Here is a 26907-nt window from a genome sequence, read left to right as displayed (position 1 = left end):
AGGGTGACGGCACCCGGCCTCGCGGGTGTGTCCGACCCACCGTCAGAAGCGCCTCCGCCGCCCTCTACCGTTACCCGGTCCCTCTTCGTACGGCGGCCCGCAAAGGTCGGCCCGGCCCACCCGGCCGTCGTCTTCCACCAGGAGATACTCGGTGCACATACGCAAGGCCCTCGGCAGCGCCGGGGCGCTGCTCGGTACTTTTGCCGCCGGCCTCTTCCTCGGAGCGCCCGCCGCCCGAGCCGACGACGTTTCCCCCGCCTCCGCTCCCTCGCTCCGCTTCGTCAGTTTCAACATGTGCGGCAGCGGGACGATGTGCGAGTGGAGCGCCGGCTACACGAACAAGGCGAAGTACGACGCGGTCGTCAACGAGACCGCGGCGGCCGACCCGAACACGGCCACCGGCTGGAACGCGGACCAGATCTTCCTTCAGGAGACCTGTAGGTACCAGTTCGACACGCTGGCCGCGAAGCTCGCCCCCCACGGCTTCTCCGGGCACTACGTCACCACGAAGAACTTCGGCGACACTGCGGACAAGCAGTGCCAGAAGCCTGCCGGAGACACGGAGAGCATCCAGACCGGCGCCACGATCGGCGACTACGGCATGGCCGTCTTCGTCAAGGGCGCCGCCCTCGCGCGTACGGAGCTCGCCCTGGGCGCGTACGACGGCGAGGACATCGTGTCGCCCTGCATCAAGGCCTCCACCCAGGGCCGCCCCACCTGGGCCTGCTCCGTACACCTCGACTGGAACACCGCGAGCGACGCGGGCCGCGAGCAGCAGGCCGGGAAGCTCGCCCGGCAGGCGGACCTCTGGCAGGCCCAGGGCGTCCCGGTCTCCCTCGGCGGAGACTTCAACGGCAAGCCCGGCACCGGCATGGCCGCCACCTTCTACGAGCCGACGGTCGGCGACGGCGTCGCCTACGGCAACGGCGCCTTCAGGGAGGTCGACGAGACCGACCGATCCCACTTCACCGCGGCCTGCGTCAGCGCCCAGGCGACACGCTGCCGCAGCGGTGCGACGACCTTCGGCGTGGCCAAGCGGAAGATCGACTACATCTTCCTCTCCGCCCGCCACTTCCAGGACGTCGTCGCCGACACGCCTCCGCTCGTCGGCGACGCCACGGACCACCAGATGCTGCGCGGAGCCGCGGCCTGGGCGGACTGCGGCACGACCTGTGCCACGGACGGCCTCTTCCGCCGTGACGCGAACGGGGTCCTGCGCCGCTACGCCGGCCGCGTCGACGGCAGCCTGAGCGCGCCCGGCCAGGTCGGCGTCGGCTGGGGGGCGATGAGCAAGATCGCCCGGGACGGCACCACGCTCGTGGCCGCCGACCACGACGGCCGCCTGTGGCGCTACCCGGCCGATCCGAGGACGGGCCAGTACTCCGGCTCCACCCGGATCCTCGCCGGCAACGGCGGCTGGCAGAACATCACCACGATCCTGGCTCCGGGCGACTTCGACGGCGACGGCAGGACCGACCTCGTCGCCCGTGACACGGCGGGCGAGCTCTGGCTCTACCCCGGCAACGGCGACGACGGCTACGGAACCCGCAGAAGCATCGGCACCGGCTGGCAGATGTTCGACGTCCTCCTCGCTCCCGGCGACTTCGACGGTGACGGCAAGGCCGACCTGATCGGCCGTACCCCTGCCGGCGACCTCTGGTTCTACGCGGGCGACGGCGCCGGCTCCTACGCCCCCCGCGTCCGGATCGGCGTCGACTGGGAGCGTTACACGGCACTCGCCGCTCCCGGCGACCTCGACGGTGACGGCAAGGCCGACCTGATCGGCCGTACCCCTGCCGGCGACCTCTGGTTCTACGCGGGCGACGGCGCCGCCTCCTACGCACCCGCCGCCCAGGTGGGCTACGGCTACCCCGCCGGCGAGCTGCTCTTCTGACCCTCCGGAGCGCCGCTCTCACGGGGCCCGGTTGCTCCGGCAGACCGCCGGAGCAACCGGGCCCCGTCGTCGGAACAGACCCGACTACTTCAGCGTCACGTCTCCGACCAGGATCCGGTGGTCGGAGCAGAGGCCGATCGTGCAACTCGTGGAGGTGGTCAGCGCGTCGGCGCTGTAGGCGTGCGGTTCGGCGAGAGCCGACTCGCGTACCAGCAGGAAGTCGAGCTTCGGGTTGAGGGCCGGATCGCACGCGTTCTTCGCGGTCCCGGCCGGGTTGTTCGACGTGGGCTCGCCGTATCCGAGACAACTACCGGTGGTCGTGCCGTCGTTGTCGTCGAGCTCACGGTACGCACCGGTGTTGCCGTCGTTGACGTCGGGCACGTTCACGGAAGCCGAGTAGACGTCGTCCATGGCCTTGTAGTGCGGCTGGACGTTCAGGTCGCCCGCGAGCAGGACCTTCTCGCCGGCCGCGTTCCAGGCTTCGAGCTTCGCCAGGACGTCACCGATCTGCCGGTACTTGACGTCGTTCACCGTGGTCAGGTGCGTGACGCAGAACCGCACACCCGAAGCCGCGTTCTGGAGCGGCGCATACAGCAGGTTGCGCTTCTCCGCCGCCCCGTCGTCGGTCAGGGCGGTCCGGCTCGCGACCCCGAGCGGCTGCTTGCTGAAGAGCGCGTTGCCGTACGCGCCGTCCTTGGGACCGCAGACCCCGGACCCGGCTGGCAGGCTCGGCTCGAAGCGCGCGAAGTTCGTGTCGTCCACGTTCCAGCCCGTGCCCGCGAGCTTCGTCACGAGCGCGTCGAACTGGTCCTTGCACAGCTCGTTGAAGGCGACGAAGTCGGGGTTCCGGTTCACGATGGAGGACACGGCCGATGTCACCATGCCCGTGTCGGTCCGGCCGCCGTGGAGCGTGTTCCCCGCCGCGTTCCACTGCCAGACCTTGTAGGTCGTCGAGCCCGCCGCATCGGCCTGGGCGGTGGCCGCGGGCACCATGGCGGCGAGCAGCGCACCCGCCGCACCGAGCTGAACGAGCCGGAGCTTTCGCACGAGAGATCCTCCCCTGGTCACATCGGCCGTCCCTGCGGCCGACACCGCAGGCTGCGGTGATGATCTCCGACACCTTCTCATGTGCCCCGACGCTCGCCGCGGCCGATCGGACGGCGTCCCCCGCCGACCTGCTCGACCACGGCGGGCCTCGTGCCACGACAGCGGCCGCGGCGGTACGAGGAAGGGCGCCCGCCAGGGCCTTCGCCCGACGGACGCCCCTGTCCTCCGCGGTGCGCGGCGGCCGGGCCGGTCCTACCGGATACCGAGGGCGACGATCTGCGTGATCGCCTCGGGGGTGAAGTTGTCGTCGCTGACGAGGACCAGCAGCCGCTCACCGGTCGGCAGTTCAGGACCCCACGTCATGCCCTCGGTGTTGTCGACGGCGGACAGACCGAGCGTGTCGAAGTCCGCGACGAGCTTCTTGCGCATCGGCACGACGGGCTGCCCGGCGAGCGACTCGACGTCCTGGACGTCGGTCGCCCCGCGCGTCGTGGCGTCGAAGAGCCGGATCTTGTAGCCCGCGCCGGCGACCCAGGTGCGTTCGAGGACGAGGTAGCGATGCGGCTGGTCGGGGAAGGCGAGGATCGACGGCACGCCGGTGTCCGGCCCCCAGGGGCTGGTGGGGTCGTTCACGGCGAAGATCTTCTCCAGCGGGTACGCGAACTGGCCGAGCACCCGGCCGGAGCGGTTCTGCTGGGTGACGCGGACCAGGGCGCCGTTCTCCACGTCCGGCTCCGGCCCGTCCTGGAGCAGCGGTCCCTCGATCGCGCTGGTCACCACCCGGCCCCGGGAGCCGAAGGTGAACGCTTCGACGGCCTGGTTCCTGCGGGGCCCGCGGTTCTCCGACGTGATCGTGTAGTTCGCGGGCAACCGCAGCCGGCCCCGGTAGGCGCCGGTGGGGGCGGCGTACTGGATGGACGTCTGCACGACCGGGGTGCCGGCGGAGCCGGGCCGGTCGCCCTCCTGCCCCCACCAGTAGGCGCAACTGCGCGGGTCGACGCGGATCTCCTCCGGGTCGACGGCCTTTCCGTCGCCGAGTGCCGGAGACGGGTAGACGCCGCCGTCGGGCTGGAGGAACGGGTGGGTGCCGGTGAAGTCGACGGAGTGCACGCCGCCGGCGTCCACGTCCAGCCGCGCGGTGTAGAAGCGGGCGGGCTGGATGTTCGAGCGGTCGTCGCTGATGAAGACGTACTCGCCCGTGCACGGGTTGCGGTCGATGCCGGAGAGGCCGCCGACGGTGGTGTTCTGGAAGGCGAGCTTGTGCGGGACGGTCGTCTCGCCCAGCAGACGGGCCTGTACGGCGCGCCCGGACGTGCCTTCCGGTGAACCCGGTTGAGCGGCGGCCACGGCGGGCGCCAGGGTCGAGGTGAGGAGCAGGGCCAGGGAACACGCGCGTCGCGTCAGAGAGGAACTCACTCGATGATCATGGACCGCCGGGAGGTGATGCGCAGTCACCCAGGGGAGTGGAGCTGCGGAGTCGGGGCTCCGAACGCGCCGCGACGTCGTCCGGTGGACACCGCGTCCCGCCGGCGCGTTCACTCCGACGGCGGGCGGCGACCCCAGACGCCGTGACCGGTCGGGCTCATGATCGTTACCCGCAGTGGCAGCGTCGAGGGCAGGAAGGTTCCGTCGCCCCCCGCGCGCCGTCAACGAGTGTCCGACGTCGGATCGTCACGGGGAGGAACGGCGAGTGGCTGGCTGGATCAGTGTCGGTCTCGGGGCTGCCGCGGCGCTGTGCCCGCTGCCCCACAACGGAGACGTGACCGTCTTCATGGACCACTCGCCCGCCCACGACCGCCTGGTGGTGTGCGCCCCGGACGTGTGGGTCGACATGGGCTACGGCGACGAGGTGCGGGAAGACCCCCGCCCCACGTGTGAGCCGACGCCGACGACGCCCGTCCTCCCGCCGCCCCCTGCGCCGCTCCCGTCGCGGCCTGCCGCACCCCCACCGTCTTCGGTCGCCGATCCGGCACCGCCGGAGCCGCCTGCTCGCCCGGCGCCCGAACCCACCCGGGACGCTCCCCCGGAGGCCCGTCCGGAAGCGGCTCCGGAACCCCTCGCCGCGCCCCCGACCGCCCCGGTGCCCGAGGACCCGCCCCCGGCGCCGAGCGCGACCGCCCCCGCCCCGGCGCCCGAGGGATACCGTTGGGAGCCGCGCTCGCACTACACCGGGGGACCGTCCCGTCCCGCCCCGCCCAAGCTCTCCATGACCATGTCCACGGTCGTGGTCACCCTGCCGGGCGTGCTGGCCGCGGCCGCCCTGCGGCCCGGGGCCCGGCGCCGCAGCCGCGGCTGACCGCCCGCCCCGCCCGCCCCACCTCCTCCCGGACGGCCGCCGGGCCCTCGAACGGCCCACCGCGCCCGTCCCCGCCTCACGTACACATCGCTTCGCTCGTCCTGGAGTTGTGCAATGCCGGAATGGCTCGTCTACACACTGGCCTCGATCCTGGTCTGTGTCCTCGTCGTCACGGCGACCGTCCTGCGGCACCGCCGCGTGGCGGTCGACGAGGACACCTCGCAGACACCGGACGTGCTGGAGTACATGGTGATGATGGTCGGCGTCGTCTACGCCATCGTCCTCGGACTGGCGATCGCCGGCGTGTGGGAGGCCCGCACCGCGGCCGAGGACACCGTCCAGCGCGAGGCACAGGCACTCTACGAGATCGACCAGCGCCTCGACGTCTATCCCGCCGCCTTCCGGACGCAGATCAAGGAGCACATCGACGCCTACGCCCGGCACGCCGTCACCGCCGAGTGGCCCGCCCTGAAGGACGACCTGCCGGTCGACGACACGGGCGCCGAACTCCTCGGCCGTATCCGGAGCGACATCGCCCACCGCGCCCCGGCGGACGAACTCCAGGCCCAGGCCTACCAGCCGCTCCTGGACCAGGTCGCGGCCGCCGACGACGCCCGTCACCAGCGCCTCGACACCTCCGGCACGACGCTGCCCCCGGCACTCTGGTTCGGCCTCGTCGCCGGCGCCCTGGTCACCCTCGGCCTGCTCTACACCCTCCAGATCCGCCGCTCCGCGCGCGAACTCCTGCTCGCCACCACCTTCAGCGCCCTGGTGGTCTTCCTGCTCTTCCTCGTCTGGAGCTTCGACGCGCCCCTCGGCCACTCCGGAACGGACTCCGCCCAGCCCTTGAGCGACCTCATCACCGCCGCGGTCTGAACGGGGACCACCCAGGTCCGCCACGTCACGTACCCGCGTGCGGGCGGTCCGCGCCGGGGCCGTGGGGCGGGCGGCGCCTCGCCCGGTCGGGACCTGACGAGGCATGAGAGGGCTCCGGTCGGGCACGCGAGGAGGAGAGGGAACTCCTTCCCTCCCGACCCCGTGAGGTGGTGTGACGATGGGAATCGACGTACAGGCCGGCCCTCCGGCGCGGCCGGTCCCGCCGGAGCCAGGTCCCGGGTCCCGCGGAGCCGGGACGCACATGGGCACGCCGCCCGACGACCCGGTGCCCCCGAGCCCCACCCCCGTCCCGGGGCCCGGCCCCGGGCCGCAGCCCGGGCCGCTGCCCGGTCCGGTGTCCCCGCCCGGCGGCCCCGATCCGGTGCCCCCGCCTCCGCCGCGCCCCGAACCGGATCCCCAGCCGGGCGACCCGCGCCCGGATCCCGGCCCCCGACCCGGTCCGCTGCCCGGCCCCGTCCCCGCGCCGGAGCCGCTCACCTGACGGGCGCATGAGGGAGCGGCGGCAGGGAAGCCGTCGCATGCCGGGCGGCGCGACGCGAGATCGGCCCTCCGCCCGGGAGACGTGTCGTCGAACCACGAGGAGCGCACCTGATGATTCGGAAACTGCAGGCGATCGCACTGGACTGCGAAGATCACGTACGACTCGCACAGTTCTACGCGGACCTGCTCGGCGGCCGGGTCGTCGCCGACCCGGACGCCCCCGACTGGATCGAGGTGCACGGCTTCGAGGGGACACCGCTGGCCTTCCAGCGGGTGGACGGCTACCAGCCGCCCGAGTGGCCCGACCAGAAGCGGCCGCAGCAGGTCCACCTGGACTTCGACGTGGACGACCTCGACGGCGAGGAGAAGCGCGCGGTCGCGCTCGGGGCCACCGTGCTGGAGCGGGCGGACGAGATCAGGCCGGGAGCGAACTGGCGGGTCTACGCGGATCCCGCCGGCCACCCGTTCTGCCTCTGCCTCCACTGATCCGTGCCCGGACCGGCCCGGCACCCCGCCACGGGGTGCCGGGCCGGTCCGCGCCACGGCCGACGGACCCGTGGCAGATTCGGGTGCGGCCCGGCCATCGGGCGCCCCGCCGCCGCGCCGTTCGGGGCTCCACAGGAGTAGCGTCGCCGCCATGGATCACAACACCACCGTGGAACGGGCCCGCCGACTCGCGAAGTTGCACGCCGAGTACGAGCCGCTCGTCCTTCCGACCGTCTGGGACGTCTGGTCCGCGCGGACCGCCGTCGACGCCGGATTCCCCGCTCTGACGGTCGGCAGCCATCCGCTCGCCGACTCCCGGGGAGCCGCCGACCACGAGGGGCAGACCTTCGAGGAGGTGCTCGCCGCCGTCCGCCCCATCATCGCGGCCGTCGACGTCCCCGTCTCCGTCGACCTGGAAGCCGGATACGGGCAGGAGCCCGCCGACCTCATCGCCGGACTCACCGGAGTCGGCGGCGTGGGCCTCAACCTCGAGGACACCGTCCACTCAGAGGGCGGACGCGTACGCAGCACGCAGGAGCACGCGGCCTACGTCGCAGGACTGCGCGCCGCCGCCGACGAGGCGGGGATCCCGGTCTGGGTGAACGGGCGCACCGATCTGTTCCTCCACGCGGAGGACCCCTCCCACGCCCTCCCCGAGGTGATCGAGCGGCTGCGCGCCCTCCAGCAGGCAGGCGCGGACAGCGTCTACCCCGTGGGCATCCAGGACGACGACAGCCTGCTCGCGGCGGTCGTGGACGCCGTCACCGTTCCCGTGAACGCCACCGCCCATCCCGTCAAGCACGACGTGGAGAGGTTCCGTCGCCTCGGCATCCGCCGGATCAGCTACGGACCCCTGCTCCAGTTCGCGATGGCGGACGCCATGCGGGAGATGCTCGGGCCGTGGGGAGGCGACGGCGCCGCGCGCGGCTAGCGCTCTCCTCGGGCACGACGGCGCCCCTCCCGCCCGGCGATGAGGCCGGGCGGGAGGGGCGCCGTCGTGCCCGAGGAGAATCGGGCCCTCTCACACCGCGACAGGTCCCGCGATCGTGGCCTGCGACCCCGTACGGACCGGGGGTGCGGCGTCGGCGACGGTCAGGGATATGCCCAGGTCGTCGCAGAGCCTCTGGGCACGGGCGAGGATGCTCAGCGACGCCGGCGAGGGAGTGGTCGTCGGCCAGTGCCACCGCACCTGCCGAGGCTGGTGCGCGGAGAGCAGTCCCTCCACCTGAACCGCGGCGGCCGCCCGCGCCGACACGTCGAGATCACGCAGCAGGACCACTCGCAGGACGCCGTTCTCCGATTCGTGGCTGATGAACACGCCGACCTCTTTCCGCTCTGTGGTTGTCAGGCCGCGTCTGCCCCCGCGAACGGGCCACAAACGCCACCCGGGCACCGGCGCGCACACCTGACCCGCAGCAAGGTCATGCCGTACGGCACGGAAGCGGGGAATGCGTGAACACGCGGAGTGATCGGACGATTCGTGTGTTTGGAATCCGCGGCGAGGTCCATACGCCACTCGACATCACGCAAACTCGTCGAGGTAGGAGAAGCACATGGGCATCATCGCCTGGATCTTGATCGGACTGCTCGCGGGCTTCATCGCCAAGGCCCTGATGCCGGGCAAGGACCCCGGCGGCGTCATCATCACGATGCTGATCGGCATCGCGGGCGGCCTGCTCGGCGGCTGGCTCGGCAAGGTCATCTTCGGCGTCGACTCCATCGACGGGTTCTTCGACCTGTCGACCTGGGTCGCCGCCATCGTCGGCTCGGTCATACTCCTGGCCCTCTACCGACTGATCACCGGCAACAAGCGGCAGCACCGCCACGCCTGAGTGATCCCCTGATCGCTCCGGTCGGGCCGGCGGCCCGACCCGGCGATCTCGCCGGCGCAGGGATGCGGGTGCCTACCGCTTCCGGTCCGGGTGTTCCGCGAGAGCGGGTGGCGTACTCCGCCACCCGCTCTCGGACGTGTCAGCCGCGGGGCGCGCGGGTGGCGGTGTCCAGGTAGAACGCGTCGATGCTCTGGACCGCCGCCTCGAACTCGTCGAGGTTGACCGGCTTGGTCACGTAGGCGTTGGCGTGGCTGCTGTAGGCGCCGCTCACGTCGTCGGGAGCGGACGAGGTGGTGAGGACGACGACCGGGATGGTCTGGAGCGTGGGGTCCGACTTCAGGACCTTGAGCAGGTCCCGTCCGTTCATCCGGGGCATGTTCAGGTCCAGGACGATCAGGTCGGGACGCGGGGTGCCGGGCGTACGGAGGTGTTCGAGCGCGGCCACGCCGTCGGTGACCTGCACCAGGTTCCGTGCGCCCCGCTCGGAGAGGGCCTCCTCGATGAGCATGGCGTCGGCCATGTCGTCCTCGACGAGCAGGACGTCGAAGGGCTGGACGGGCGTGGTCATCATCGGGTGCTCCATGGGTGCGTCGTCGGAATGGTCGAAGAGTCCCGGCCAGCGGCGTCGGGCACCCTGGCGGGTCATCCCGCATGCGGCGCCGATCTGCGGGTAACCGGCACCCGCACGGGCTGCGGACCGGGCCGCATTCCGCTGGAGCTGCTCGGCGGCCTGCTGGACCTGTTCCAGCAGGTGCAGCATGGTCAGTGCCTCCGCCGCGTCGCGGTCCGCGGCCGCCTGGCCTTCCGGTGCCGGCGGGACTTCCTCCGACAGCTGGAGGGCAAGACGTCGCGCGAGGTGAGCGACGGCCGTCTTCGCGACGGCTGCCGTCTCGTCAGGCGCAGTGCGCAGAACGAAATCCCTGCCAGGCATATGGGGAACTGTAGGCGCAGATCCGACCCTGCGACAACATGCGTTGTCGGCCGCCCTCTACAGTGTGCGCTGCCGCTCTTCTCGGTTGGAGGCGGTCACCATCGGAGGGGTTCTCGGCATGAGCGGAAGTGCTGGATCGCGCGCGGGCAGGTTCTCCACCTGGACCACGCGCCGCTGGCTGCGTGTGGGCGTCGCCGCCTCGCTGACGGTTCTGACCCTCCTCGGGATCACCGGAGCCTGGGTGCTGGGGCGGACCGCCGCGATCAGCGACGACCTCGTGAACGTCAAGTCGCCCGCCCTCACCACGGCCTTCCGGCTGGAGTCGGCGCTCCTCAACCAGGAGACCGGGATCCGCGGCTACGGCCTCACCGGGGCCTCCGAGACGCTCGATCCCTACCGGCAGGGCCTGGCCGACCAGGCCACGCACACCGCCCGCCTCCAGGAGCTGCTCCGGGGCGACGCGGGCGGCCTCGGGGATCTCCGGAGCGTCCAGGACGCCGCCAACGCGTGGCAGAAGCAGATCGCCCGGCCCGTCGCCGCCGCACCGGCCGGCTCGCCCTCCCCGCTGGCCACCAGCCAGGCCCACGAGGGCAAGGAGGCCTTCGACGCGCTCCGCGCCGCCCTCGGCGCGCAGCAGGAGCGGCTGCGGACGGAGCGCGCACAGGCCGCCGAGGACCTCAAGGGCACCATGGCGCTGCGCAACTGGGTGTTCAGCACGATCGCGGCCGTGATCGCCGCCCTCGCGGTCCTGGTCTTCGAGGGCCTGCGCCGAGGGATCACCGGACCTCTGGACCGGCTCGGTACGGACGCCCGCATCATCGCGGGAGGGGACTTCGAGCACCCCATCACTCCGACCGGTCCGGCGGACCTGCGCCGGCTGAGCTCAGAGATCGAGTCGATGCGGCGCCGCCTCGTACGGGAGCTGGCCTTCACCGAGGAGGCACGACAGCGCCTCGACGCGCAGTCCGCGGACCTGCACCGCTCCAACGCCGAACTGGAGCAGTTCGCCTACGTGGCCTCGCACGACCTCCAGGAGCCGCTGCGGAAGGTCTCCAGCTTCACCCAGCTCCTGCAGCGCCGCTACGGAGGCAAGCTCGACGAGCGGGCCGACCAGTACATCGACTACGCGGTCGACGGCGCCAACCGCATGCAGGTGCTCATCAACGACCTCCTCGACTTCTCCCGGGTCGGCCGCGTCCACCGCGAACTGGAGAGCGTCGACCTCGAAGCCGTGCACGAGCGGACGCTGTCCTCGCTCAGCGTGAGCATCGAGGAGACCGGGGCGTCCCTCACCCACGACCCGCTTCCGTCGCTCACCGCGGACAGCACCCAGCTGGGCATGCTGTGGCAGAACCTCATCGGCAACGCCGTCAAGTTCCACCGCCCCGACACGGCACCGCGCATCCACGTCTCCGCCGAGCAGGACGGCGACCTGTGGCGGTTCGCCGTCACCGACAACGGCATCGGCATCGCTCCGGAGTACGCCGAGAAGGTCTTCGTGATCTTCCAGCGGCTCCACACCAAGGACGCCTACAAGGGCAGCGGGATCGGCCTCGCGATGTGCAAGAAGATCGTCGAGTTCCACGGCGGCACCATCGCCGTGGACACCGAGTACCGCGACGGGGCCCGCATCACGTTCACCCTGTCGACACCCCGGCCCGTGACGGCAGAGCTCTTCGCCGGGTCGGCGGCGGCGCCCGCGGACGGGGAGCTGGCCCCGTGACCCTCTCCTCCACGGCCGCCCCCGTGGCCGCCGATCCCACGTACCGCATCCTGCTCATCGAGGACGACGCGGCCGACGCCCTGCTCGTCGAGGAACTGCTCTACGACACCGGACTGAGCTTCGAGCTGACCACGAGGACCACCCTCGCGGCGGCCCGCGACGAACTCGCCGCCCGGACCCTCGACTGCGTCCTCCTCGATCTGCACCTGCCCGACATCTCGGGCACCGAGGCCGTCGCCGCCGTCCGCTCCATCGCCCCGCACACCGCCGTGATCGTCCTCACCGGCCTGTCCGAGAAGCAGGCCGGCGCGGAGGCCATGACGGCCGGCGCCCAGGACTACCTCGTCAAGGGCCGGGTCGAGGCCGAGCTGCTCCACCGGACGCTGCGCTACGCCGTCTACCGCAGCGAGACCGAGCGGGCCGCCGCCCAGGCCCAGAAGGCCCGGCTGCGTGCCGAGGAGAACGCCCGGCTGGAGCGGCGTCTGCTGCCCCCGCCCATCCTCGACACCTCGGCCGTCACCGTCACGAGCCGCTATCTGCCCGGCTCGGAGGGTGCCCTGCTCGGCGGGGACTTCCTCGACGTCGTCGAGGGCGACGACGGGCTGCTGCACGCGGTCGTCGGCGACGTGAGCGGGCACGGGCCCGACGCGGCCGCCGTGGGGGTGTGCCTGCGCATCGCCTGGCGTTCCCTCGTTCTGGGCGGGCACCAGGGTTCCGAACTGCTGCGGCTGATGGAGCGCGTCCTCGTCGCCGAGTGCGGTACCGACATGCTCTTCGCGACGTGCACGATCATCACCCTCGACCAGAAGGCGGGGACCGCCACCCTGCACCTCGCCGGCCACCACCGTCCCCTCCTCACCACGGCCGAGGGGACCCGGGAGATACCGGCGACCCACGGCACGGCCCTCGGCCTCGTCCCGGACCTGGGCACCTGGACGGCCACGGTCGTCGACCTCCCGCCGGTCGGAGCGCTGACCATCTACACCGACGGTCTCTCCGAAGGCCACCACGGCCCGGGCCGTGAGCGGCTCGGTGTACAGGGGCTTCTGCGGCTCATGCACGCGTTGCCCCCGAACGATCCGGCGGCCCACCTCGACCACCTCATCAACGAAGCCCGCGCTCTCAACGCGGCACGGCACACGGACGACGTCGCCGTGCTCAGGCTGGACTGGAACACCGGCGCCTGACCGGGGCGGGCGAGCCCGTCCGGGCGTCGAGGAGCGGTGAGGCGTACGCCGAGGACGTGTGTGCTCCCAAGCCCCTGCGGGGGCGCGTCGGGACCTGGTCGCGGTGAGCTGCGCCTCCCGCAGGGAGAGGGGCCGTGGGCGTACGCGCCCGGGGCCGGCTCCGTACCCTGGTGGCATGCGTATGCGCCCCACGTTGAGCTGGACCCCCACCGAGGACCTGCCGCCGGGCACGACCGACCTGGAGCCGGTCGTCGCCGCGCTGGACGCCGGCGGTGTGCTGGTGCTCAGCGGGGCGGGCATCTCCACCGAGTCGGGCATCCCCGACTACCGGGGTGAGGGCGGAAGCCTGAGCCGGCACACCCCGATGACGTACCAGGAGTTCACGACGGACGCGCAGGCGCGACGCCGGTACTGGGCACGCAGCCATCTCGGCCTGCGCACCTTCCGCCGTGCCCGGCCCAACGCGGGGCACCTGGCGGTGGCCGCCTTCGGGCACCACGGTCTGCTCTCGGGAGTGATCACCCAGAACGTCGACGGACTGCACGGGGCGGCCGGCAGCGACGGAGTCGTGGAGCTGCACGGAAGCCTGGACCGGGTGGTCTGTCTCTCCTGCGGGGCCTTCAGCCCGCGCGGGGACCTCGCCCGGCGGCTGGAGGAGGCCAACCCCGGCTTCGAGCCGAGGGCGGCCCGCATCAACCCGGACGGGGACGCGGACCTCAGCGACGAACAGGTCGGGGACTTCCGCGTGCTGCCGTGCACGGTCTGCGGAGGGCTCCTCAAGCCCGATGTGGTCTTCTTCGGCGAAGCCGTCCCTCCGCGGAGGGTGGAGCACTGCCGCGAGCTGGTGCACCAGGCGGCCTCGCTGCTCGTCCTCGGGTCCTCGCTCACGGTGATGAGCGGTCTCCGGTTCGTCCGCCAGGCGGCCCAGGCGGGGACGCCGGTGCTGATCGTCAACCAGGATCCGACCCGCGGCGACCGGCACGCGGTCACCCGTGTGGCCCTGCCGCTGGGGGCGGCCCTCACCGCGGCGGCCGCCCGCCTGGACGTGCCCGTCCGTTGAACGGCACGGCGGCCGGCCCGCACCACCCCGAGTGCGAGCCGACCACCACCGTGCCCGGGCCCGGCGGAGGGGGGAAGCCCGCGGGCCCTGAAGGAGCGGCCATGTCCTCCGCTCCTGCTTCCTCGTGCCCGCGAACCCGAGAGTCATGCACACGGCCTTCGCCCGGGCTCCGGTGCGCCGCGGTCGGTCAGCCGAAGGCCCTGACCGCCTGGTAGTAGGTCCATGCCGTGCTGTTGCACGCCGTCTTCTTGGCGCCGCTGTAGTTCGCGCACACGCGCTTGAGGTCCTCGTACAAGGCGCTGTCCAGACGGGACTTGTTGGCGCTGAAGGTGCCGGCGGCCTTGTAGTTCCGGTAGCCGAAGTCGTGGCGGGCGCACGAGGTCGAGAAGGGGAAGCCGAGGGGGTTGTCGGGGGAGGTGGAGCAGTAGTCGGTGGACCAGTCGAAGCCGTAGGCCGACCATGCGCCCTGATTGGCCCTGGCGGCGGCCCAGAGGTGGTAACTGGACGCGCTGGTCTGGGTCCAGCGGGACAGCACCTGGGGTTTGTCCGCGGGTGCGGCCGTGGCGGTGGTCGTGCCGACCACGGTGGTGAACAGGGCGAGGGCCGAGGCGGACAGGGCGACGGAGAGCCTTTGGTGCATCCCACACCTCCATGAGGCTGCGGCCCACTCGACGGGCCGCAGGTACATGACAAGATGATCGACGCGGTGTGGGCGGTTTGTACAGACGTCGGCAGGTCGGCGTTCCAACAGTGCGTCGGAACTCCGGAGTCGGGGAGAAGCGTTCGGCGTGCGGGGGGTGGGGTCGCTCCGCGGGGTGCCGTCTGAGCACGGGGCAGGAGGGGAGGAGTCGTCCTTCCTCGCCGGTCGTTCAGACCCTCACGCCGACGGGACCGTCATGCCGTTGCGGGCGAGCTGCGATGAGAGCCCGGCACGTGGTGGCGGGGGCGGGCGTGGGGGGTTTGTCCACGCTCCGTCCTGGCGTACGTCCGCCGGCCCCCGGCCTCGCCGTCTCCCGTACCCCCGTCGCGACCGGTTTCCGGCGGCTCAGCCGCCGTCGTTCGGCAGCCAGCAGCCGTGCAGACCCAGCGGTACCCGCACGGGGATGCGCGCGCGTGCCACCGGTCCGGACGTCGGGTCCTCGGCGGGCACCACCAGGAACCAACTCGTCCCGTCGGTCCGGTCGGTGGCGAAGGTGAGCCAGTAGCCGCGTTCCTCGGAGTCGGTGCCCGGCTCGGGAGCGAAGACCGGTTCCCCGACGGACAGGTCGCCCGCGTCCCACACGCGGGCGACCCCGGTCCGCAGGTCCTGGAAGCGCACGGCGTCGTACTCGCCCGACAACAGATCCGTCCGTCCGGTCGACGTGGCCAGCGCGGTGTGCCGGTGGCGGCGGCCGATGAGACGGTCGTCGATGCGGGGGAACTCCACGCGGGCGTCGTCCAGCAGCGTCCGGGTCATCGTGCCGGCCGCGGGGTCGATGAGCGCCCGGGTCAGACCGCCCCTCACCGGGTCCTTGACCGCGCCCCGTGCGCTGCCGACGGTCAGGCGGCTCCACTGCACGAAGTCCAGGACGACCGGATCGTCCGCACCGGGCCCGTCGTCGTAGGCGTTCACGGTGTGCCACACCCAGAACGCCTCGTCGGCCGCCCAGCGCGGCGGCCCGCCGTCGCGGGGGATCAGCAGGACGCGGGTGCCCCGCTCGGGCCGCCAGGCGAGGAACGAGCCGCCCGCCATGGCCGCGTCCAGGTCGAAGAAGGCGGGCGCGAGGACCAGCACGGCGTAGCGGCCGGTCAGGGCCATGTCGTGGATCATCATCGGCTCGTCCACTCCCTCGACGGGAGTGGGACCGCTCGTGACCGTGCCCTCACGGTCGATGACCGACCAGGTCAGGTACGGGGGCTCCAGCGCATAGCAGAAGACCACCATCTCGCCGGTGACGGGGTCGATCTTGGGATGGGCGGTGATCCCCGCGGGAAGGGCGCCGCCGAAGTCCTCCGGGCCGAGCGTGTCGAGCTCCTCACCGATCCCGAACGGGCAGCCCGACTCGGCGAGCGCCAGCAGCCGCCCGCCGTGCCGCACGATGTTGATGTCGGGCAGGTCCCGGAACGTCCCCGCAAGGTCGGGTCCCACCTGCTCGGCGTCCGGCAGGATCATCGACTCCAGGCCACCCCACAGGGCGTGCCCGGCCCGTTCCTCGGCCTCGAGCGCGGGGGTGCGCACGAAGCGGTTGCGATAGCGGGCGCGACCCTCCGAGAGCCACACGCCGTGCAGCATTCCGTCGCCGTCGATGGGGTAGAGGTACGAGCCGATCGGAGTGAAGCGCGGGTTGGGGCCGTTGCGCAGGTACAGGCCGTCCAGTGCGGCCGGTATCTCACCCGTCACTTCCAGTTCTGCGGCGTCCACCTCCTCGCTGACCGGCGCGAACGACCCCAGCAGGTGGGGGACGCGGGTGGGGTCGAAACGGGGCGGCGTGTGCGTGTTCACGGAACCTCCCGGACCGCGGGTGGGCACCTTCCGGCACCTTCCAGTGAAACGCGGCGCGGGGGCCGGTGCCAGTGGCCCGGCCGGCAGCGGGCGGCTGGGGGCCACGCGGGCGGGACACCGGAGCCCGGCACGCGCCCGCCGGCCGTCCGCGCCCGGGTGCCGTCGCCGTGCGGACGCCGTCCGGCCGCCGCGCCCCGCGGAGGCTCGGGTCGCGGCGGCCGGACGAACGCGCCGTCGGTCAGGGGCGGGCCGTCACGCCGGATCGCGCGCGTGGTCCGTCGGACGGGATCACGGGGGCGGGACGCCTAGCAGGCACGGCCCGTGACGGCCCCGGTGGGCTGGGTGACGTTGACGAACTCGGTCGAGTAGTTGCCCCAGAAGTCCGACGTGGTGATCGCGTAGACGTTGGTCTGGTACTCGACGTACGGCGCCCAGGACTCACCGGGCTTCAGCGTGAACTCGGTGTTGTACGTGGCGGTGACCGTGGTGTTGAGCTGTGTGCCCAGCTGGGCGGTGAGGAGTTGCAGCGCGGTCGCCGAGATGTTGGTGCTCGTCTGGGTGGCGAGCGTGTACGTCACCCCGCTGCTGTACTTCGCCTCGACGGTGCTGGACTGGTTGCGGTAGCACTTGCCGCGCTCCTCCCACACCCGGCCCCGGCTGTGCACGGTGACCAGCGGGCCCGGGCCGCTGAGACCGCCCCCGTGGGTCGTCGGGATGCCGGGGCCGGCCGGAGCCGACGGGCGGACCGCGTGCCCGGTGACGACGACCTCGGGCAGCGTCGCGTCGATCGGCTGGCCGATCGGCCCGTCGACGACCTCCACTCCCGGGCCGCCCGGATCGGCCGGGCCGTTCCCCGGGTCGCCGGGGTCGCCGGGGTCGCCGGGGTCGCCCGGATCACCGGGGTCGCCGGGGTCGCTCGGGTCACCGGGGTCGTCGCTCCAGTCGCCGCCGTCGCCTCCTTCGCCGCCGCCTCCCTCACCGCCCCAGTCACCCCAGTCGCCGCCACCCCAGTCACCACCGCCCCAGTCGCCGCCACCGCCCTCCTCGCCGGTGTCCTCGTCCTGGCACAGGGTGGAGCCGCCACAGGCGTAGGCGGTGAAGGGGACGGCGACCGCCGGCACGGCGGTCAGGACGACGGCGCCGAGTACGGCCGTCGCCGCCATGGATCTCAACTTCACGGGTTCTCCCAGGTCGGGGAATCGGTCTGACGGCACGGGAGTCTTCCCGGCGCCCGAGCCGCGCACAGCCGTAGAACTACGCAACGGGTTACGGAGCCCGGGGACGGCGACGGCCGCGCCCCGGGCGGGGCGGCCGGGTGGACACGGCACCGGTGGCGGGACGGAAGAGGCCACGTGAGGCGCGCGACGCGTTCCGGCCTGCGTCGCGTGCTCCGGCAGTCCGCTGTCGGTGGGGGCCGCTACCTTGATCACAAGGCTGGAGCGGAAGAGGCTCCGGGACGGGAGTGCGGCCCTGTCACGCGTGATCCGCGGCAGGCGGGAACCGCGGGGGAGAGGGGCGGTGTTCGTCGTGCCATTACCGATGGGGGACGGGCCACTGGCGGGACGTGAGGCGGAGCGGGCGCGGCTGGCCCGGGTCCTGGACGGGTTGGGACACGGTCGGGGGGCCGTCGTCGAGATCATGGGCGAACCTGGTTCGGGAAAGACACAGTTGGCCTGTGTCCTGGCTGAGGAGGCGGTCCGGCGCGGACTGCCCGTGCGCTGGGCCCGTGCACACCGCCCGGGTGACGAACCGTTCGAAGCCTTCCGCGACTTCGCCGGGGCTGCCGGGGCTTCCGAGGCGCCGACCCCTGTCGTGTGGTGCGAGCGGGCCCGGCGGCATGCCGCCGGCGGCGTACTCGTGGTCGACGACCTGCACCGGGCCGATCCGTCCACTTGGGAAGTGGTGCTGCGGCTGATCCGCGCCTCCACCTCGGACGCTTCGTTCCGCGCGCGGCCGGTGTCCTCGGGGGCACCTGAGCCGTCAGACCCATTCGAGCCCCCGACAACCTTCACGCTCTCTGCGCCGGCCTCACCGCCCCCTGCGCCCTCTGCGCCCTCTGCGCCCTCTGTGTTCCCCTCCCCTCCCACCGCGTTCGTCCTGGTGCTCGCGCATCGGCCGCGGCAGACTCCGCCTGCCCTGCTGGAAGCACTGGACCTCGGCGTACGGCGGGACGGCATGGTCCGGGTGCAGGCGGGACCGTTGAGCGTGGCGGCGGTGGAGGAGCTGGTCGACGCCTGGGACCGTCCCGCCCCCGCTCCCGGCGGGGTCGACGGCCGAGAAGCGCCCACGGGCACCCTGCCGGTGCTCCCCGACCGGACCACCCCGCACTCGACCGCGCTGCACGCCGCCGCGCGGGGACTGCCGGGATACCTCCGCCTGCTGGTCGCCGCGGGCTTCGACCCCGAGACGTGGCCGGACCGGGCGGGTGAGGACGAGCCTCGTCTCCTGCGCGAAGCGGCGCCGCTCCTCGCCGAGTTCGGAGAACTGAGCGGCCCCGCCCGATCGGCCCTACGGGCCGCCGCCGTACTCGGCGGGTCGTTCGACGCGGTGGAGGTCGCCCGGGTGGCCGAGCTCGATACCGAGGCCGGCCTCGACGCATGTGCGGAGCTGGTCCGGGCCGACGTGCTGCGCCCGACGGGCCCGGGCCGGCGGCTGGCGTTCCGTCATCCGGTCGTCGGACACGTCGCGCACGCCGCCTGCGAGCTGCCGTTCCTGCCGGCCGCCCACCGGCGCGCCCTGCGCATCGCCGCGGACCGCGGCGCCCCCGCTCCGGAACGGGCGCGTCACGCCGAGCACCTGGTCCACACCGACGGTGTCGCCGTCGCCCGCGTACTCGCCGAAGGGGCCGCACAGACGGTGACCAGGGCACCCGCGACCGCGGCCCGCTGGCTGAGACTCGCCCTGGACGCGCGGCCGGCCCGCGGGCCGCGGCCCGGGGAACGAGCCCGGTGGGAACTGGCGTACTGCAAGGCGCTGATCGCTTCCGGGCGTCTGCGAGAGGCCCGCGCCCTCGCCCACGACCTCCTCTCCAGAGGCACCGTCCCCGCCACCGGGCCGGGCGACAGCGAGGACCCGGGGCAGGTCTCCGGGCTGCTGCTGCAGGCCTACGCGGTGTGCGCCGACGCCGAGCGGTTGCTGTGCCGCTACGAGGAGGCCGAAGCCCTCGCCCGTACGGGAATGGGACTGCTGCCCCGGCCGCTGCCTGCCGTGCTGTCCGCCGAGGCCACCGAGCTGATCTACGCGTACGGGCTGGTGCACGTCCTGCGCGGCACGCACCACCGGATCCGGCCGCTGCTCGGGGAGGCCGCTCGGGCGCGCACCGAGGCCGGGCTGTCCGCCGCGGCCGCGCTGGCGGTCCTCATCGCCTTCTGCGACACGTTCTCCGGCGACATCGCGCGGGCGGCACCCGAAGTGGCCCGCAGCGCCGCGCTGGTGGACGCGCTGCCGGACGGAGTGGCCGGCCGGACCCCGGACGTCCTCGCGCTCCTCGGCTGCGCCGAGCTGTACCTCGAACGGTTCCCGGACGCCCGCCGTCATCTCCAGCGCGGACTGGACGCCGCGACCGGGGGAGCGCAGAAGCACATACGGGCCCACCTTCTCCTCGGCCTGACCATGATCGACCAGTGGGCCGGCCGGCTCGACGACGCGGAGCGCAGGGCCACCGAGGCGGGCGAACTGGCCCGCGCGGTCGATGCTCCGGATGTGGTGACGCTGGCGACGGCGATGCGCGCGATGACGCTGGTCTGGTCCCGGGGGAGACGACACACGGAGGAGGCGGTCGCGCTCGCGGCGAGGGCGGTGGACACCGCCGTTCTCGGCCGGGGCTGGTGGGCCAGTTCCGCCATCAGCCTGCTGGCGCACGCGCAGTTGCTCGGCGGGGACGGTGAAGGATGCCTGCGGACGCTCCTGGACGGCGGGGGCGGTGACGGCCTGCCCGACGTGCAGCCCGCCTTCCGGCCCTCACTCCTCGCCCTCATGGCCGTCGCCACGGTGAGCCGCGGTGACATCGCGGGGGCCGAGCGGCTGCTCGCCGACGCCGAGGCCGACGCCGGCCGCCTCGGCCTGGCGCTGCAGTGGGCCTGTGTCCATCGCGCGAGTGCCCAGGTGCGCGCGGTGCGCGGTGACCACGTCGTGGCGCTGGAGCTGTTCGAGCGCGCGGCTCAGGGCTTCCGCGGCGGTGGGCTGCCCGTACAGCACGCGTGGACGCTCGTCGCGATGGCACCCGAGACCCTGGCCGTGAGCGGTCGGGCCGCAGCGCTGGACGTCCTGGCGCGGGCGGAGAGACTGGCCCGGCCCTGTGGTGCCGCCCTGGTCGCGGAGGAAGCGGCTCGGGTACGGGAGCGCATGGAGGCGGACCAGCGGATGGAGGCGGACGACCGGGCGGACGAGGACGGCCGGGCGGACGCGGGCCACCGGGCGGACGCGGGCCCGGGTGAGGGCCTCGGATCCGGCCTTGGTCCCGGCCCCGTGACCGCGGGGCACTCCTCCACCGGTCCGCGGGCCGCGCACCTCACGTCGTCCGTCGGAGCCCGTACCGTGGATCTCCGCTCCGTGCTGAGCGAGCGTGAACGCGAGATCGCCGACCTGGCCGCCGAGGGACTGCGTTCCCGGCAGATCGCGGAACGCCTCTTCCTCAGTCACCGCACGGTCGACTCCCATCTGGGCAGTGCCTACCGCAAGCTGGGCGTCACCTCCCGCACCGCCCTGGCCAGGGCACTGGGCCCGGCCACCCGTGGCTAGGAGTGGAGGGTACGAGCACGGGTGACCGGATGACGCCCGGTCGGTGGGTGACCGGGCGTCGAGTGGCCCGCCCCGTGGGCTCAGCGCCGTCGGTGGTGAGCGTCGCTGGCCGAGGGCGGCGCGTTGTGCATGGCGATCGTGCTGAAGGAGACGCGGTCGCGGCTCGCCTGCAGCCGGGCCTGCTCCTCGATGCGAAGTCCCTCTGCGGACTCCGTCTGATTCCTGCTGCGCCGGAGGAGCGTGACGATCAACAGAAGGGCCAGCCCGCCCAGGATCCCGAACAGTACGACGAATGCCATGACCATCTCCCCGTGTAGACCTGAGCCGAGTATGCAGGGGGCAACCGCGGCTGACCACCGCTCAGTGGCCCTGACTTGGGTGCCGCATCAACGCCACCGTCTCAGGGCCGTGTTGCTCCTGCCCCGCCGGGGGCGGAGACAAGCCGGATCAGCTCAGTGCGCGGTGTGGCCGAGGCGGACGATCGCTCGGACACGCTGCTGAACTTCATCGACGGACTGGTCTTCGACCGGCTCGTGGACGGCAGGGCCGACGACGCGAGGCGCTCGAAGCTCTGGTCGCCGCGCGCTGCGTGCCCCGTGGGAGCCCGGTGCGTTCCGGCTACGCCGAGCCCCGATGATCATCGGCATCGAGCATGCGGCGGCCCCGCGTGGCCGCCCACGCCAGCAGGGCGGACTCGGCTGCTTCGCGGGAGAGCGGACCGTGGTCGAGGTGGAGCTGCTGGAGATGGCGGACGGCGGCGCCCACTGCCCTGCCCGGTGGGATCCCGAGCAGGGCGATGACCTGCTTGCCGTCGAGAGCGGCGGGCACGCCGGGCAGCCGCTCGGAGAGGGCACGGTCGGCAGCCCTGCGCTCCCGGGATGCGCGGGCGGCCTGTTCGGCTGCGTACCACGCGTCGTAGTCGGCCGCGCCGGACGCGTTCAGCGCCGCACGCCGCCAGTCCTCCTCGTCCCGGGCCTGGCCGAGGCCGACGGCCGCGAACAGGTCGTCGTGCTCCGGGCCACCGGGACGGGGGTGCCTCAGACCCAGCCGGGCGAGGGCCGCGTTGATCGGCCACTCCGCCCGAGGCCCGTCGAACGCCGAGGTGTGGACCGGCCCCCACTCCCGTACGCCGTCCCGCCACACGGAAGCGGTCTGCTCTCCGTCGCCTCCCCAGAAGTCAGCCTCCAGACGGGCCACCGCACCCTCCTGCGAGAGGTCCCGCAGCAGCCTCGGGAGGTCATGCCGGGAGTCGTCGGAGAGCGGCAGCAACCCCATCCGGTCCCCGAGCGGCGCGACCGCGGCCGACGGCGCTCCTCCGGCCCGGCCCCGCAAGCGGTCGAACTCACCCACGACAGCATCAAGTCGGTACGACATCCGCGCACCGTACTTCACACACCCCCGCTCCCACCCGGCGCCGGCCGTTCCCGGAGGTACCGGAAGTCCTGGAAGCTCTGGCAGTCCCGGAAGTCCGGGAAGTCGCAAAATCACGGTGAGCCGCACAGACAAAACGCCCGATTGTCCTATATTCCGCCTGTGCGAAACATCCGTGGAGTGAGTCGTCGAACGCTGCTCAAGTCGCTTTCCCTGGCAAGCCTCCCGCTCGCCTTCCGGGAGCCACCGACAGTGCGGCACAGCAAGGCCCCGGCCCCGTTCCCCCAACCCGCCGTCACCTCGCCGCAACCGGCAGCGGACTCGTCGGCGCCGGTGACCGAGCAGACGCTCGACGTCCGGCTCACCGAGGTGTCCGTCCCGGGCCACGGACGGGTGACCACCCGCACGTACAACGGAGCCGTTCCGGGACCGACCCTGCGCGTACGGCCCGGCGGAGTGCTTCAGCTGACCCACGTCAACGGCCTCCCGCCGAACCCGCACCACGACGGCGGCCACAACGTCCCTCACCACCCCAACAGCTTCAACCTGCACACGCACGGCATGCACGTCTCCCCGAGCGGCGAGGCCGACAACGTGCTGCGCGAGTTCGCCCCCGCACCCAGGAGGACGTCGACGCAGGCCGTCCCGAACCCCGGTACACCTCCACCATCCACGTTCCCGACAACCACCCGGCCGGGACGTACTGGTACCACCCCCACCTGCACGGAGCCATCGCCGAACAGATCGTCGGCGGGATGGCCGGCGTCGTCATCGTCGAGGGGGACGTCGACGAGGTCCCCGAGATCAGGGCCGCCGCCGACCTCGTCGTCTGCATCAACGAACTCAAGCCCAAGGACGGCCGGATCCCCGCCTTCACCACGGGCAACTGGGTGACGGGCGTCCCGTCCGTCTTCACCGTCAACGGCGCCGTCAATCCCACGCTCCAGCTGCGCCCGGGCGAAGTCCAGCGGTGGCGCCTGGTCGCAGCGACCGCGTTCACCGGCCTGGGACTCACGCTCACGGGCGAGAGCGGCAGCCTGACGGTGCACCAGATCGCGCAGGACGGCATCACGTTCCCCCGGCCCGTCGCCCAGGACCGGCTCGACCTGGCCATGGGGAATCGCGCGGACGTCCTGGTACGCGGCGGTAGTCCCGGGCGCTACGAACTGCGCGCCGAGTCGGTGTCCGGCCCGCTGATGACGATCGAGGTCACGGGAGCCCCCGTCGACCCGCCGATGGCCCTGCCGACCGCCCTGCCGCAGGGCCGTCCCTTCCTCGACGAGAGCGCCGTGGACACCGGCCGGCCGGACCGGGACGTGGTCTTCCACTCCGACGCGCGCGTGTTCCCGGCTCCCTTCCCGAACGCCTTCCGCATCCTGGGCGAGGGCGCGACACCTCCGGCCGACCCGAACGGCGACCTGACGCGCGACCCCGCCTACGGCCTGTTCGACCCGGACGTGGTCAACCACACCCTGCCGCTGGGCACGGTCGAACGCTGGACCGTCCGCACCGACGAGACGCTGCCGGCCCACAGCCACCCGTTCCACCTGCACACCAACCCCATGCTCCTCACCCACCGCAACGGGCGCCGCCTCGACCCACCGGTCTGGCACGACACGATCGGCCTGGCCGGCGGAGCCCCGGGCGACTCGGTCACCTTCCTGGTCGCGTACGAGGACTTCACGGGCCGCACGATCGCCCACTGCCACCAGCTCCAGCACGAGGACCTCGGCATGATGCAGACGGTCGACTACGTCGAACCGTAGGCCGCCACCACGACGCCGCCCGTGACGAAAGCAGCGGCCTGCTCTGCGGGGAACCCGGTCATGGCCGGTCGGTGGACCTTCCCGTCCGGCCTCGGTGAAGGGGACTCCTCGTCGGCGGACCTCACATGCCGCGCTCTGGGCCGTAAGCCTCGCGGGTGTGTTCTCCCGGCCCCGTCGGGAGGTACCCGAGCCGAACGGGGCCGGGGTGGAAGGTCGCGCTGTCCCAGCCGGCCATCTCCTCGCCGATGAGATAGCGGTACAGCCATTCGGCGAAGGTCATGGGATGGCCGACCCATTCGCCCTCTGCCCCCTGAGCCACCAGGCCGTCGGGAAATCCGTGGACCTCTGGGGCAAGGAAGACGGCAGCTCCTTGGTCCGTGGCGGCGAGTGGGATGAGCCCGTCGGGGGTGCCGAAGGTGATGTGTGGGCGGTTGCAGATCACGCGGGGATCTTCGTCGGGCTCCAGGTCGTAGGACTCCCACAGGCTCTCAGCCTAGACTTTCGACGTCGACCGGATCTCCTCGCCCAGCTCCCGCCATGAGCAGGCCGGATGAGACGAGAGGTAGAGATGGCCGTTGAGTTGGACGGGTGCGTAGGCGTCGACGATCGCCTTGTAGTCCGTGGGGAGCTCTCTGCCGAGCTCCTGCTCCAGACGAAGCCACGCGGCAGGATCGGGGTATCGGCTCTCCGCCGGGCCGAGCATGTCGAAGACGGCCTGCAGGTAGTCGGTCATGGTTCCTCGGGGATGCTGTCGGGCAACGTCTCCTACAGCATCGACCAGCATCGTGCGCGAGGACGAATTCGTCTGCGAGTCTGCCAGTCTCCGAGTCTGCGTCCTCTGCGGCAGCGATCTCCAGAGGCAAGGAACATGGACAGCCCTCACCCGATGCCGCTCAAGCGGAGAAAGCCGGCCAAGCCGCCCCGGTCATCGCCCCTGCCGCGCCGGCCCGTCTCGGATCGCAGGGCGGCGCGGGTCTCGGGGCCGTACACGCCCCGTTCCTCCGAGATGCCGTGGAGGCTCTGGAAGAGGCTCAGGGCTGCCTCCAGACGGGGGCCGAACACCCCGTCCGTCGATCCGTGGTATAGGTGAAGTCGTCTGAGTCGGCGCTGGAGTTCCTCGACTTCCGGTCCCGTGCTGCCTCTCCGGAGGAGTGGACCGTCCGGCTTCTCCTCGGGCGCCGGAGACGTCGTCCGGCTCGGAGCCGGGGTGGGATCGACCCGGGGGGCGGCGGCGCGCTCCGGTGGTGCGGAGGGGCGAGAGGTGGTCCCGGGCGACGCGGACCTCCCCGGGCGTACGGTCACCGTCGGCGCGACGGTGACCGGGGGCCGGGCCGTGCCGGTGGCCGCCCGGGCGCTTGCCGGGGGAGTGCGCGTCGGTGCCGCGGCGGTCGAGGACGGCTCGGCATCCGTGGCGTCCTGGTGCGGCGGGAGATCGGGCATCGTCACGGTCAGCTGGTCCGCGGGCTCCCGTTCCATGCCGGAGGTCAGTCCTACCGAAAGCCCGAATCCCGCCGCGAGCGCACCCGTGATCAGCAGCGGCATCGACATCCCGCTCCGCCACTCGCGCTTCGGCGCGGGTGCGGCCCTCCTCGGACGCGGGGACCTCCGAACGTACCGGGGCTTCCCGGCTCGATGGCGAGCGCGCGGGCCTGCGGTTCCGGGTCCCGCAGGAGGGCCCGGCGGAGTGGCGTCGAAGAGTTCCAGGTCCTGCGCGAGAGCGCTCGGGGATCCCTGGCCGGGCAGAGCGACCTTCCCGAAGACCTCGTCGCCGGGGGTGGGGCTCGGGGCCGATGCGGGAGCGGCGGACGTGACTGCTGCAGCAGTCTTGTTGGGCATGCGGGTGCTCCGTATGTGGTGAAGCTGTGAGGGCAAGCCGGGGGAGTAGAGGAGACTTTGACCGTCACTCAAGACGACCGTCAACTGCGGACAGGTCGCCCAGAACGGGACGCTCTCGACGTTGATTCTTAAACAACCCTTAATAAGTGACGTATGTCACTCGCGCGGCTCTCTCTGGGAGTGACATGGCATCAGACAGGGCCCCTGTCAGGTGACTTCCGGGTCGGGAGCAGCCCGAGGCATGCATATACAGTTCCGGTCCATGCCATGGAACAACAGCAGGCAGCGGCACATGCCATCGCACGCCGATCCCGGCCGCAGCGGCACGCGCGGTGGAGTGCGGCGCAGACGGCGTGGCGGCACGCAACCGTCCCGACTCGTGCCCGGCGGGACGCCTTCGACGGGCGCCCCCCAACGCACCGGCCGTCGCGTCGGCACCGCTGTGGCGGCCCCCGAAGCGCTCGCCGAGACCTCCTCCGCGGCCCTGCCCGGACCAGGGCGCACCGAACGCCGCCGCGCCGCGGCCCGGCAGGGGCGGGGTGGAAGCCGTAGGAAGGCATCCGCGTCCCGCCGGGGCGGAGCGCTCGGCACCGATGGGCGCCCCCTCTCCCGCGTCGAGGCGCGTCGTGCTGCCCGGGAGGCGAAGACGGGCGTCGAGGGTGTCGGGGCGGTCGTGGGGGAACTGTTCATCACCTTCGGCGTGGTGATGCTGCTGTTCGTCGCCTACCAGCTGTGGTGGACCAACGTCCTGGCCGGTCAGGAGACGGACCGGGCCAAGGAGCGGATCGAGGACACCTGGGCGAAGGACGGCGCGGAGAAGGACGACAGCAAGCCGGGCGTGTTCGAGCCGGGCGAGGGCTTCGCCATCATGTACATCCC

22 protein-coding genes and 2 pseudogenes are annotated in these 26907 nt (G+C 72.4%); 12 read left to right on the top strand and 12 right to left on the bottom strand.

Features of this window, described 5'->3' with window-relative positions; translation table 11 throughout:
• The first annotated feature begins 151 nt into the window (after positions 1-151).
• Positions 152-1894, top strand: a complete 1743-nt coding sequence (locus tag ACF09E_RS00120) for an FG-GAP-like repeat-containing protein (protein WP_392203054.1) — start codon at positions 152-154, stop codon at positions 1892-1894.
• An 84-nt stretch (positions 1895-1978) separates the two neighbouring features.
• Here ACF09E_RS00120 and ACF09E_RS00115 read toward each other — a convergent pair whose 3' ends face one another.
• Both ACF09E_RS00115 and ACF09E_RS00110 read right to left on the bottom strand, forming a co-directional pair.
• A complete protein-coding gene (locus ACF09E_RS00115) occupies positions 1979-2941 on the bottom strand; it encodes an endonuclease/exonuclease/phosphatase family protein (RefSeq protein ID WP_392203053.1) in 963 nt (320 codons plus the stop codon).
• A gap of 252 nt (positions 2942-3193) precedes the next feature.
• Positions 3194-4357, bottom strand: coding sequence for an esterase-like activity of phytase family protein (locus tag ACF09E_RS00110; RefSeq protein WP_392203052.1), 1164 nt, complete (start codon positions 4355-4357; stop codon positions 3194-3196).
• A gap of 994 nt (positions 4358-5351) precedes the next feature.
• On the opposite strand from ACF09E_RS00110, the gene ACF09E_RS00105 reads away from it, so the two are divergent.
• From ACF09E_RS00105 to ACF09E_RS00095, 3 genes are all read left to right on the top strand, one after another.
• Positions 5352-6113: a hypothetical protein gene (locus ACF09E_RS00105; RefSeq protein ID WP_392203051.1), complete on the top strand. Its 762-nt coding sequence runs from the start codon at positions 5352-5354 to the stop codon at positions 6111-6113.
• 612 nt (positions 6114-6725) lie between these two features.
• On the top strand, positions 6726-7100 hold the full coding sequence (locus tag ACF09E_RS00100) for a VOC family protein (protein ID WP_392203050.1): 375 nt from the start codon (positions 6726-6728) through the stop codon (positions 7098-7100).
• 151 nt (positions 7101-7251) lie between these two features.
• On the top strand, positions 7252-8031 hold the full coding sequence (locus ACF09E_RS00095) for an isocitrate lyase/phosphoenolpyruvate mutase family protein (protein ID WP_392203049.1): 780 nt from the start codon (positions 7252-7254) through the stop codon (positions 8029-8031).
• A gap of 90 nt (positions 8032-8121) precedes the next feature.
• Here ACF09E_RS00095 and ACF09E_RS00090 read toward each other — a convergent pair whose 3' ends face one another.
• Positions 8122-8418: a hypothetical protein gene (locus ACF09E_RS00090; RefSeq protein ID WP_392203048.1), complete on the bottom strand. Its 297-nt coding sequence runs from the start codon at positions 8416-8418 to the stop codon at positions 8122-8124.
• A 235-nt stretch (positions 8419-8653) separates the two neighbouring features.
• Here ACF09E_RS00090 and ACF09E_RS00085 point away from each other — a divergent pair, with 235 nt between their 5' ends.
• Complete coding sequence (locus ACF09E_RS00085; protein WP_392203047.1) at positions 8654-8932, top strand: GlsB/YeaQ/YmgE family stress response membrane protein; 279 nt, start codon at positions 8654-8656, stop codon at positions 8930-8932.
• Positions 8933-9071: 139 nt separating this feature from the next.
• On the opposite strand, the gene ACF09E_RS00080 is transcribed toward ACF09E_RS00085, so the two are convergent.
• Positions 9072-9863, bottom strand: coding sequence for a response regulator (locus tag ACF09E_RS00080; RefSeq protein WP_392203046.1), 792 nt, complete (start codon positions 9861-9863; stop codon positions 9072-9074).
• A 118-nt stretch (positions 9864-9981) separates the two neighbouring features.
• Between ACF09E_RS00080 and ACF09E_RS00075 the strand changes: the two genes are divergently transcribed.
• The 3 genes from ACF09E_RS00075 (at position 9982) to ACF09E_RS00065 (ending at position 13833) form a co-directional block, all read left to right on the top strand.
• The gene (locus tag ACF09E_RS00075; protein WP_392203045.1) at positions 9982-11586 is read left to right on the top strand and encodes an ATP-binding protein; all 1605 of its coding nucleotides are present in this window, start codon (positions 9982-9984) and stop codon (positions 11584-11586) included.
• A complete protein-coding gene (locus ACF09E_RS00070) occupies positions 11583-12773 on the top strand; it encodes a PP2C family protein-serine/threonine phosphatase (protein ID WP_392203044.1) in 1191 nt (396 codons plus the stop codon). The genes ACF09E_RS00075 and ACF09E_RS00070 overlap by 4 nt, the downstream gene beginning before the upstream one ends.
• Before the next feature lie 175 nt (positions 12774-12948).
• On the top strand, positions 12949-13833 hold the full coding sequence (locus ACF09E_RS00065) for an NAD-dependent protein deacetylase (protein WP_392203043.1): 885 nt from the start codon (positions 12949-12951) through the stop codon (positions 13831-13833).
• 187 nt (positions 13834-14020) lie between these two features.
• Here ACF09E_RS00065 and ACF09E_RS00060 read toward each other — a convergent pair whose 3' ends face one another.
• The 3 genes from ACF09E_RS00060 to ACF09E_RS00050 form a co-directional block, all read right to left on the bottom strand.
• A complete protein-coding gene (locus tag ACF09E_RS00060) occupies positions 14021-14473 on the bottom strand; it encodes a phospholipase (RefSeq protein ID WP_392203042.1) in 453 nt (150 codons plus the stop codon).
• Positions 14474-14878: 405 nt separating this feature from the next.
• Positions 14879-16315: a carotenoid oxygenase family protein gene (locus tag ACF09E_RS00055; RefSeq protein ID WP_392203041.1), complete on the bottom strand. Its 1437-nt coding sequence runs from the start codon at positions 16313-16315 to the stop codon at positions 14879-14881.
• Positions 16316-16620: 305 nt separating this feature from the next.
• The gene (locus ACF09E_RS00050; protein ID WP_392203040.1) at positions 16621-17493 is read right to left on the bottom strand and encodes a DUF6426 family protein; all 873 of its coding nucleotides are present in this window, start codon (positions 17491-17493) and stop codon (positions 16621-16623) included.
• A 361-nt stretch (positions 17494-17854) separates the two neighbouring features.
• On the opposite strand from ACF09E_RS00050, the pseudogene ACF09E_RS00045 reads away from it, so the two are divergent.
• Positions 17855-18235: pseudogene (locus ACF09E_RS00045) on the top strand (ATP-binding protein); the annotation flags it as partial.
• A 147-nt stretch (positions 18236-18382) separates the two neighbouring features.
• Positions 18383-21055: a LuxR C-terminal-related transcriptional regulator gene (locus ACF09E_RS00040; protein ID WP_392203826.1), complete on the top strand. Its 2673-nt coding sequence runs from the start codon at positions 18383-18385 to the stop codon at positions 21053-21055.
• An 80-nt stretch (positions 21056-21135) separates the two neighbouring features.
• Here ACF09E_RS00040 and ACF09E_RS00035 read toward each other — a convergent pair whose 3' ends face one another.
• Positions 21136-21354 carry a hypothetical protein gene (locus ACF09E_RS00035; RefSeq protein WP_392203039.1) on the bottom strand — a complete coding sequence of 73 codons (219 nt, stop codon included), beginning with the start codon at positions 21352-21354 and terminating at the stop codon, positions 21136-21138.
• Between the two features lie 319 nt (positions 21355-21673).
• Complete coding sequence (locus tag ACF09E_RS00030; protein ID WP_392203038.1) at positions 21674-22429, bottom strand: hypothetical protein; 756 nt, start codon at positions 22427-22429, stop codon at positions 21674-21676.
• 140 nt (positions 22430-22569) lie between these two features.
• Here ACF09E_RS00030 and ACF09E_RS00025 point away from each other — a divergent pair, with 140 nt between their 5' ends.
• Complete coding sequence (locus ACF09E_RS00025; protein ID WP_392203825.1) at positions 22570-24192, top strand: multicopper oxidase domain-containing protein; 1623 nt, start codon at positions 22570-22572, stop codon at positions 24190-24192.
• Between the two features lie 121 nt (positions 24193-24313).
• Here the strand turns inward: ACF09E_RS00025 and ACF09E_RS00020 are convergent, their stop codons facing one another.
• The 3 genes from ACF09E_RS00020 to ACF09E_RS00010 all read right to left on the bottom strand — a co-directional run bounded on the left by ACF09E_RS00020 (position 24314) and on the right by ACF09E_RS00010 (position 25632).
• Positions 24314-24634, bottom strand: coding sequence for a hypothetical protein (locus tag ACF09E_RS00020; protein WP_392203037.1), 321 nt, complete (start codon positions 24632-24634; stop codon positions 24314-24316).
• Positions 24635-24685: 51 nt separating this feature from the next.
• Positions 24686-24925, bottom strand: coding sequence for a hypothetical protein (locus tag ACF09E_RS00015; protein WP_392203036.1), 240 nt, complete (start codon positions 24923-24925; stop codon positions 24686-24688).
• Between the two features lie 146 nt (positions 24926-25071).
• A complete protein-coding gene (locus tag ACF09E_RS00010; protein WP_392203824.1) occupies positions 25072-25632 on the bottom strand; it encodes a peptidoglycan-binding protein in 561 nt (186 codons plus the stop codon).
• Positions 25633-26701: 1069 nt separating this feature from the next.
• Between ACF09E_RS00010 and ACF09E_RS00005 the strand changes: the two are divergent.
• Positions 26702-26907, top strand: a pseudogene (locus ACF09E_RS00005) (class E sortase); the annotation flags it as partial.

Source organism: Streptomyces sp. NPDC014891, from assembly GCF_043081085.1.
Lineage (GTDB): Bacteria > Actinomycetota > Actinomycetes > Streptomycetales > Streptomycetaceae > Streptomyces.
The sequence above is the reverse complement of the archived record's forward strand: the minus strand, read 5'-3'. Positions and strand labels throughout refer to the sequence as shown.

Coding starts and splice junctions, on each gene's coding strand:
- ACF09E_RS00095 (WP_392203049.1), top strand. CDS start 7,252: ATGGATCACAACACCACCGTGGAACGGGCCCGCCGACTCGCGAAGTTG.
- ACF09E_RS00015 (WP_392203036.1), bottom strand. CDS start 24,925: ATGACCGACTACCTGCAGGCCGTCTTCGACATGCTCGGCCCGGCGGAG.
- ACF09E_RS00080 (WP_392203046.1), bottom strand. CDS start 9,863: ATGCCTGGCAGGGATTTCGTTCTGCGCACTGCGCCTGACGAGACGGCA.
- ACF09E_RS00105 (WP_392203051.1), top strand. CDS start 5,352: ATGCCGGAATGGCTCGTCTACACACTGGCCTCGATCCTGGTCTGTGTC.
- ACF09E_RS00100 (WP_392203050.1), top strand. CDS start 6,726: ATGATTCGGAAACTGCAGGCGATCGCACTGGACTGCGAAGATCACGTA.
- ACF09E_RS00085 (WP_392203047.1), top strand. CDS start 8,654: ATGGGCATCATCGCCTGGATCTTGATCGGACTGCTCGCGGGCTTCATC.
- ACF09E_RS00065 (WP_392203043.1), top strand. CDS start 12,949: ATGCGTATGCGCCCCACGTTGAGCTGGACCCCCACCGAGGACCTGCCG.
- ACF09E_RS00075 (WP_392203045.1), top strand. CDS start 9,982: ATGAGCGGAAGTGCTGGATCGCGCGCGGGCAGGTTCTCCACCTGGACC.
- ACF09E_RS00030 (WP_392203038.1), bottom strand. CDS start 22,429: ATGTCGTACCGACTTGATGCTGTCGTGGGTGAGTTCGACCGCTTGCGG.
- ACF09E_RS00035 (WP_392203039.1), bottom strand. CDS start 21,354: ATGGCATTCGTCGTACTGTTCGGGATCCTGGGCGGGCTGGCCCTTCTG.
- ACF09E_RS00060 (WP_392203042.1), bottom strand. CDS start 14,473: ATGCACCAAAGGCTCTCCGTCGCCCTGTCCGCCTCGGCCCTCGCCCTG.
- ACF09E_RS00010 (WP_392203824.1), bottom strand. CDS start 25,632: ATGCCCGATCTCCCGCCGCACCAGGACGCCACGGATGCCGAGCCGTCC.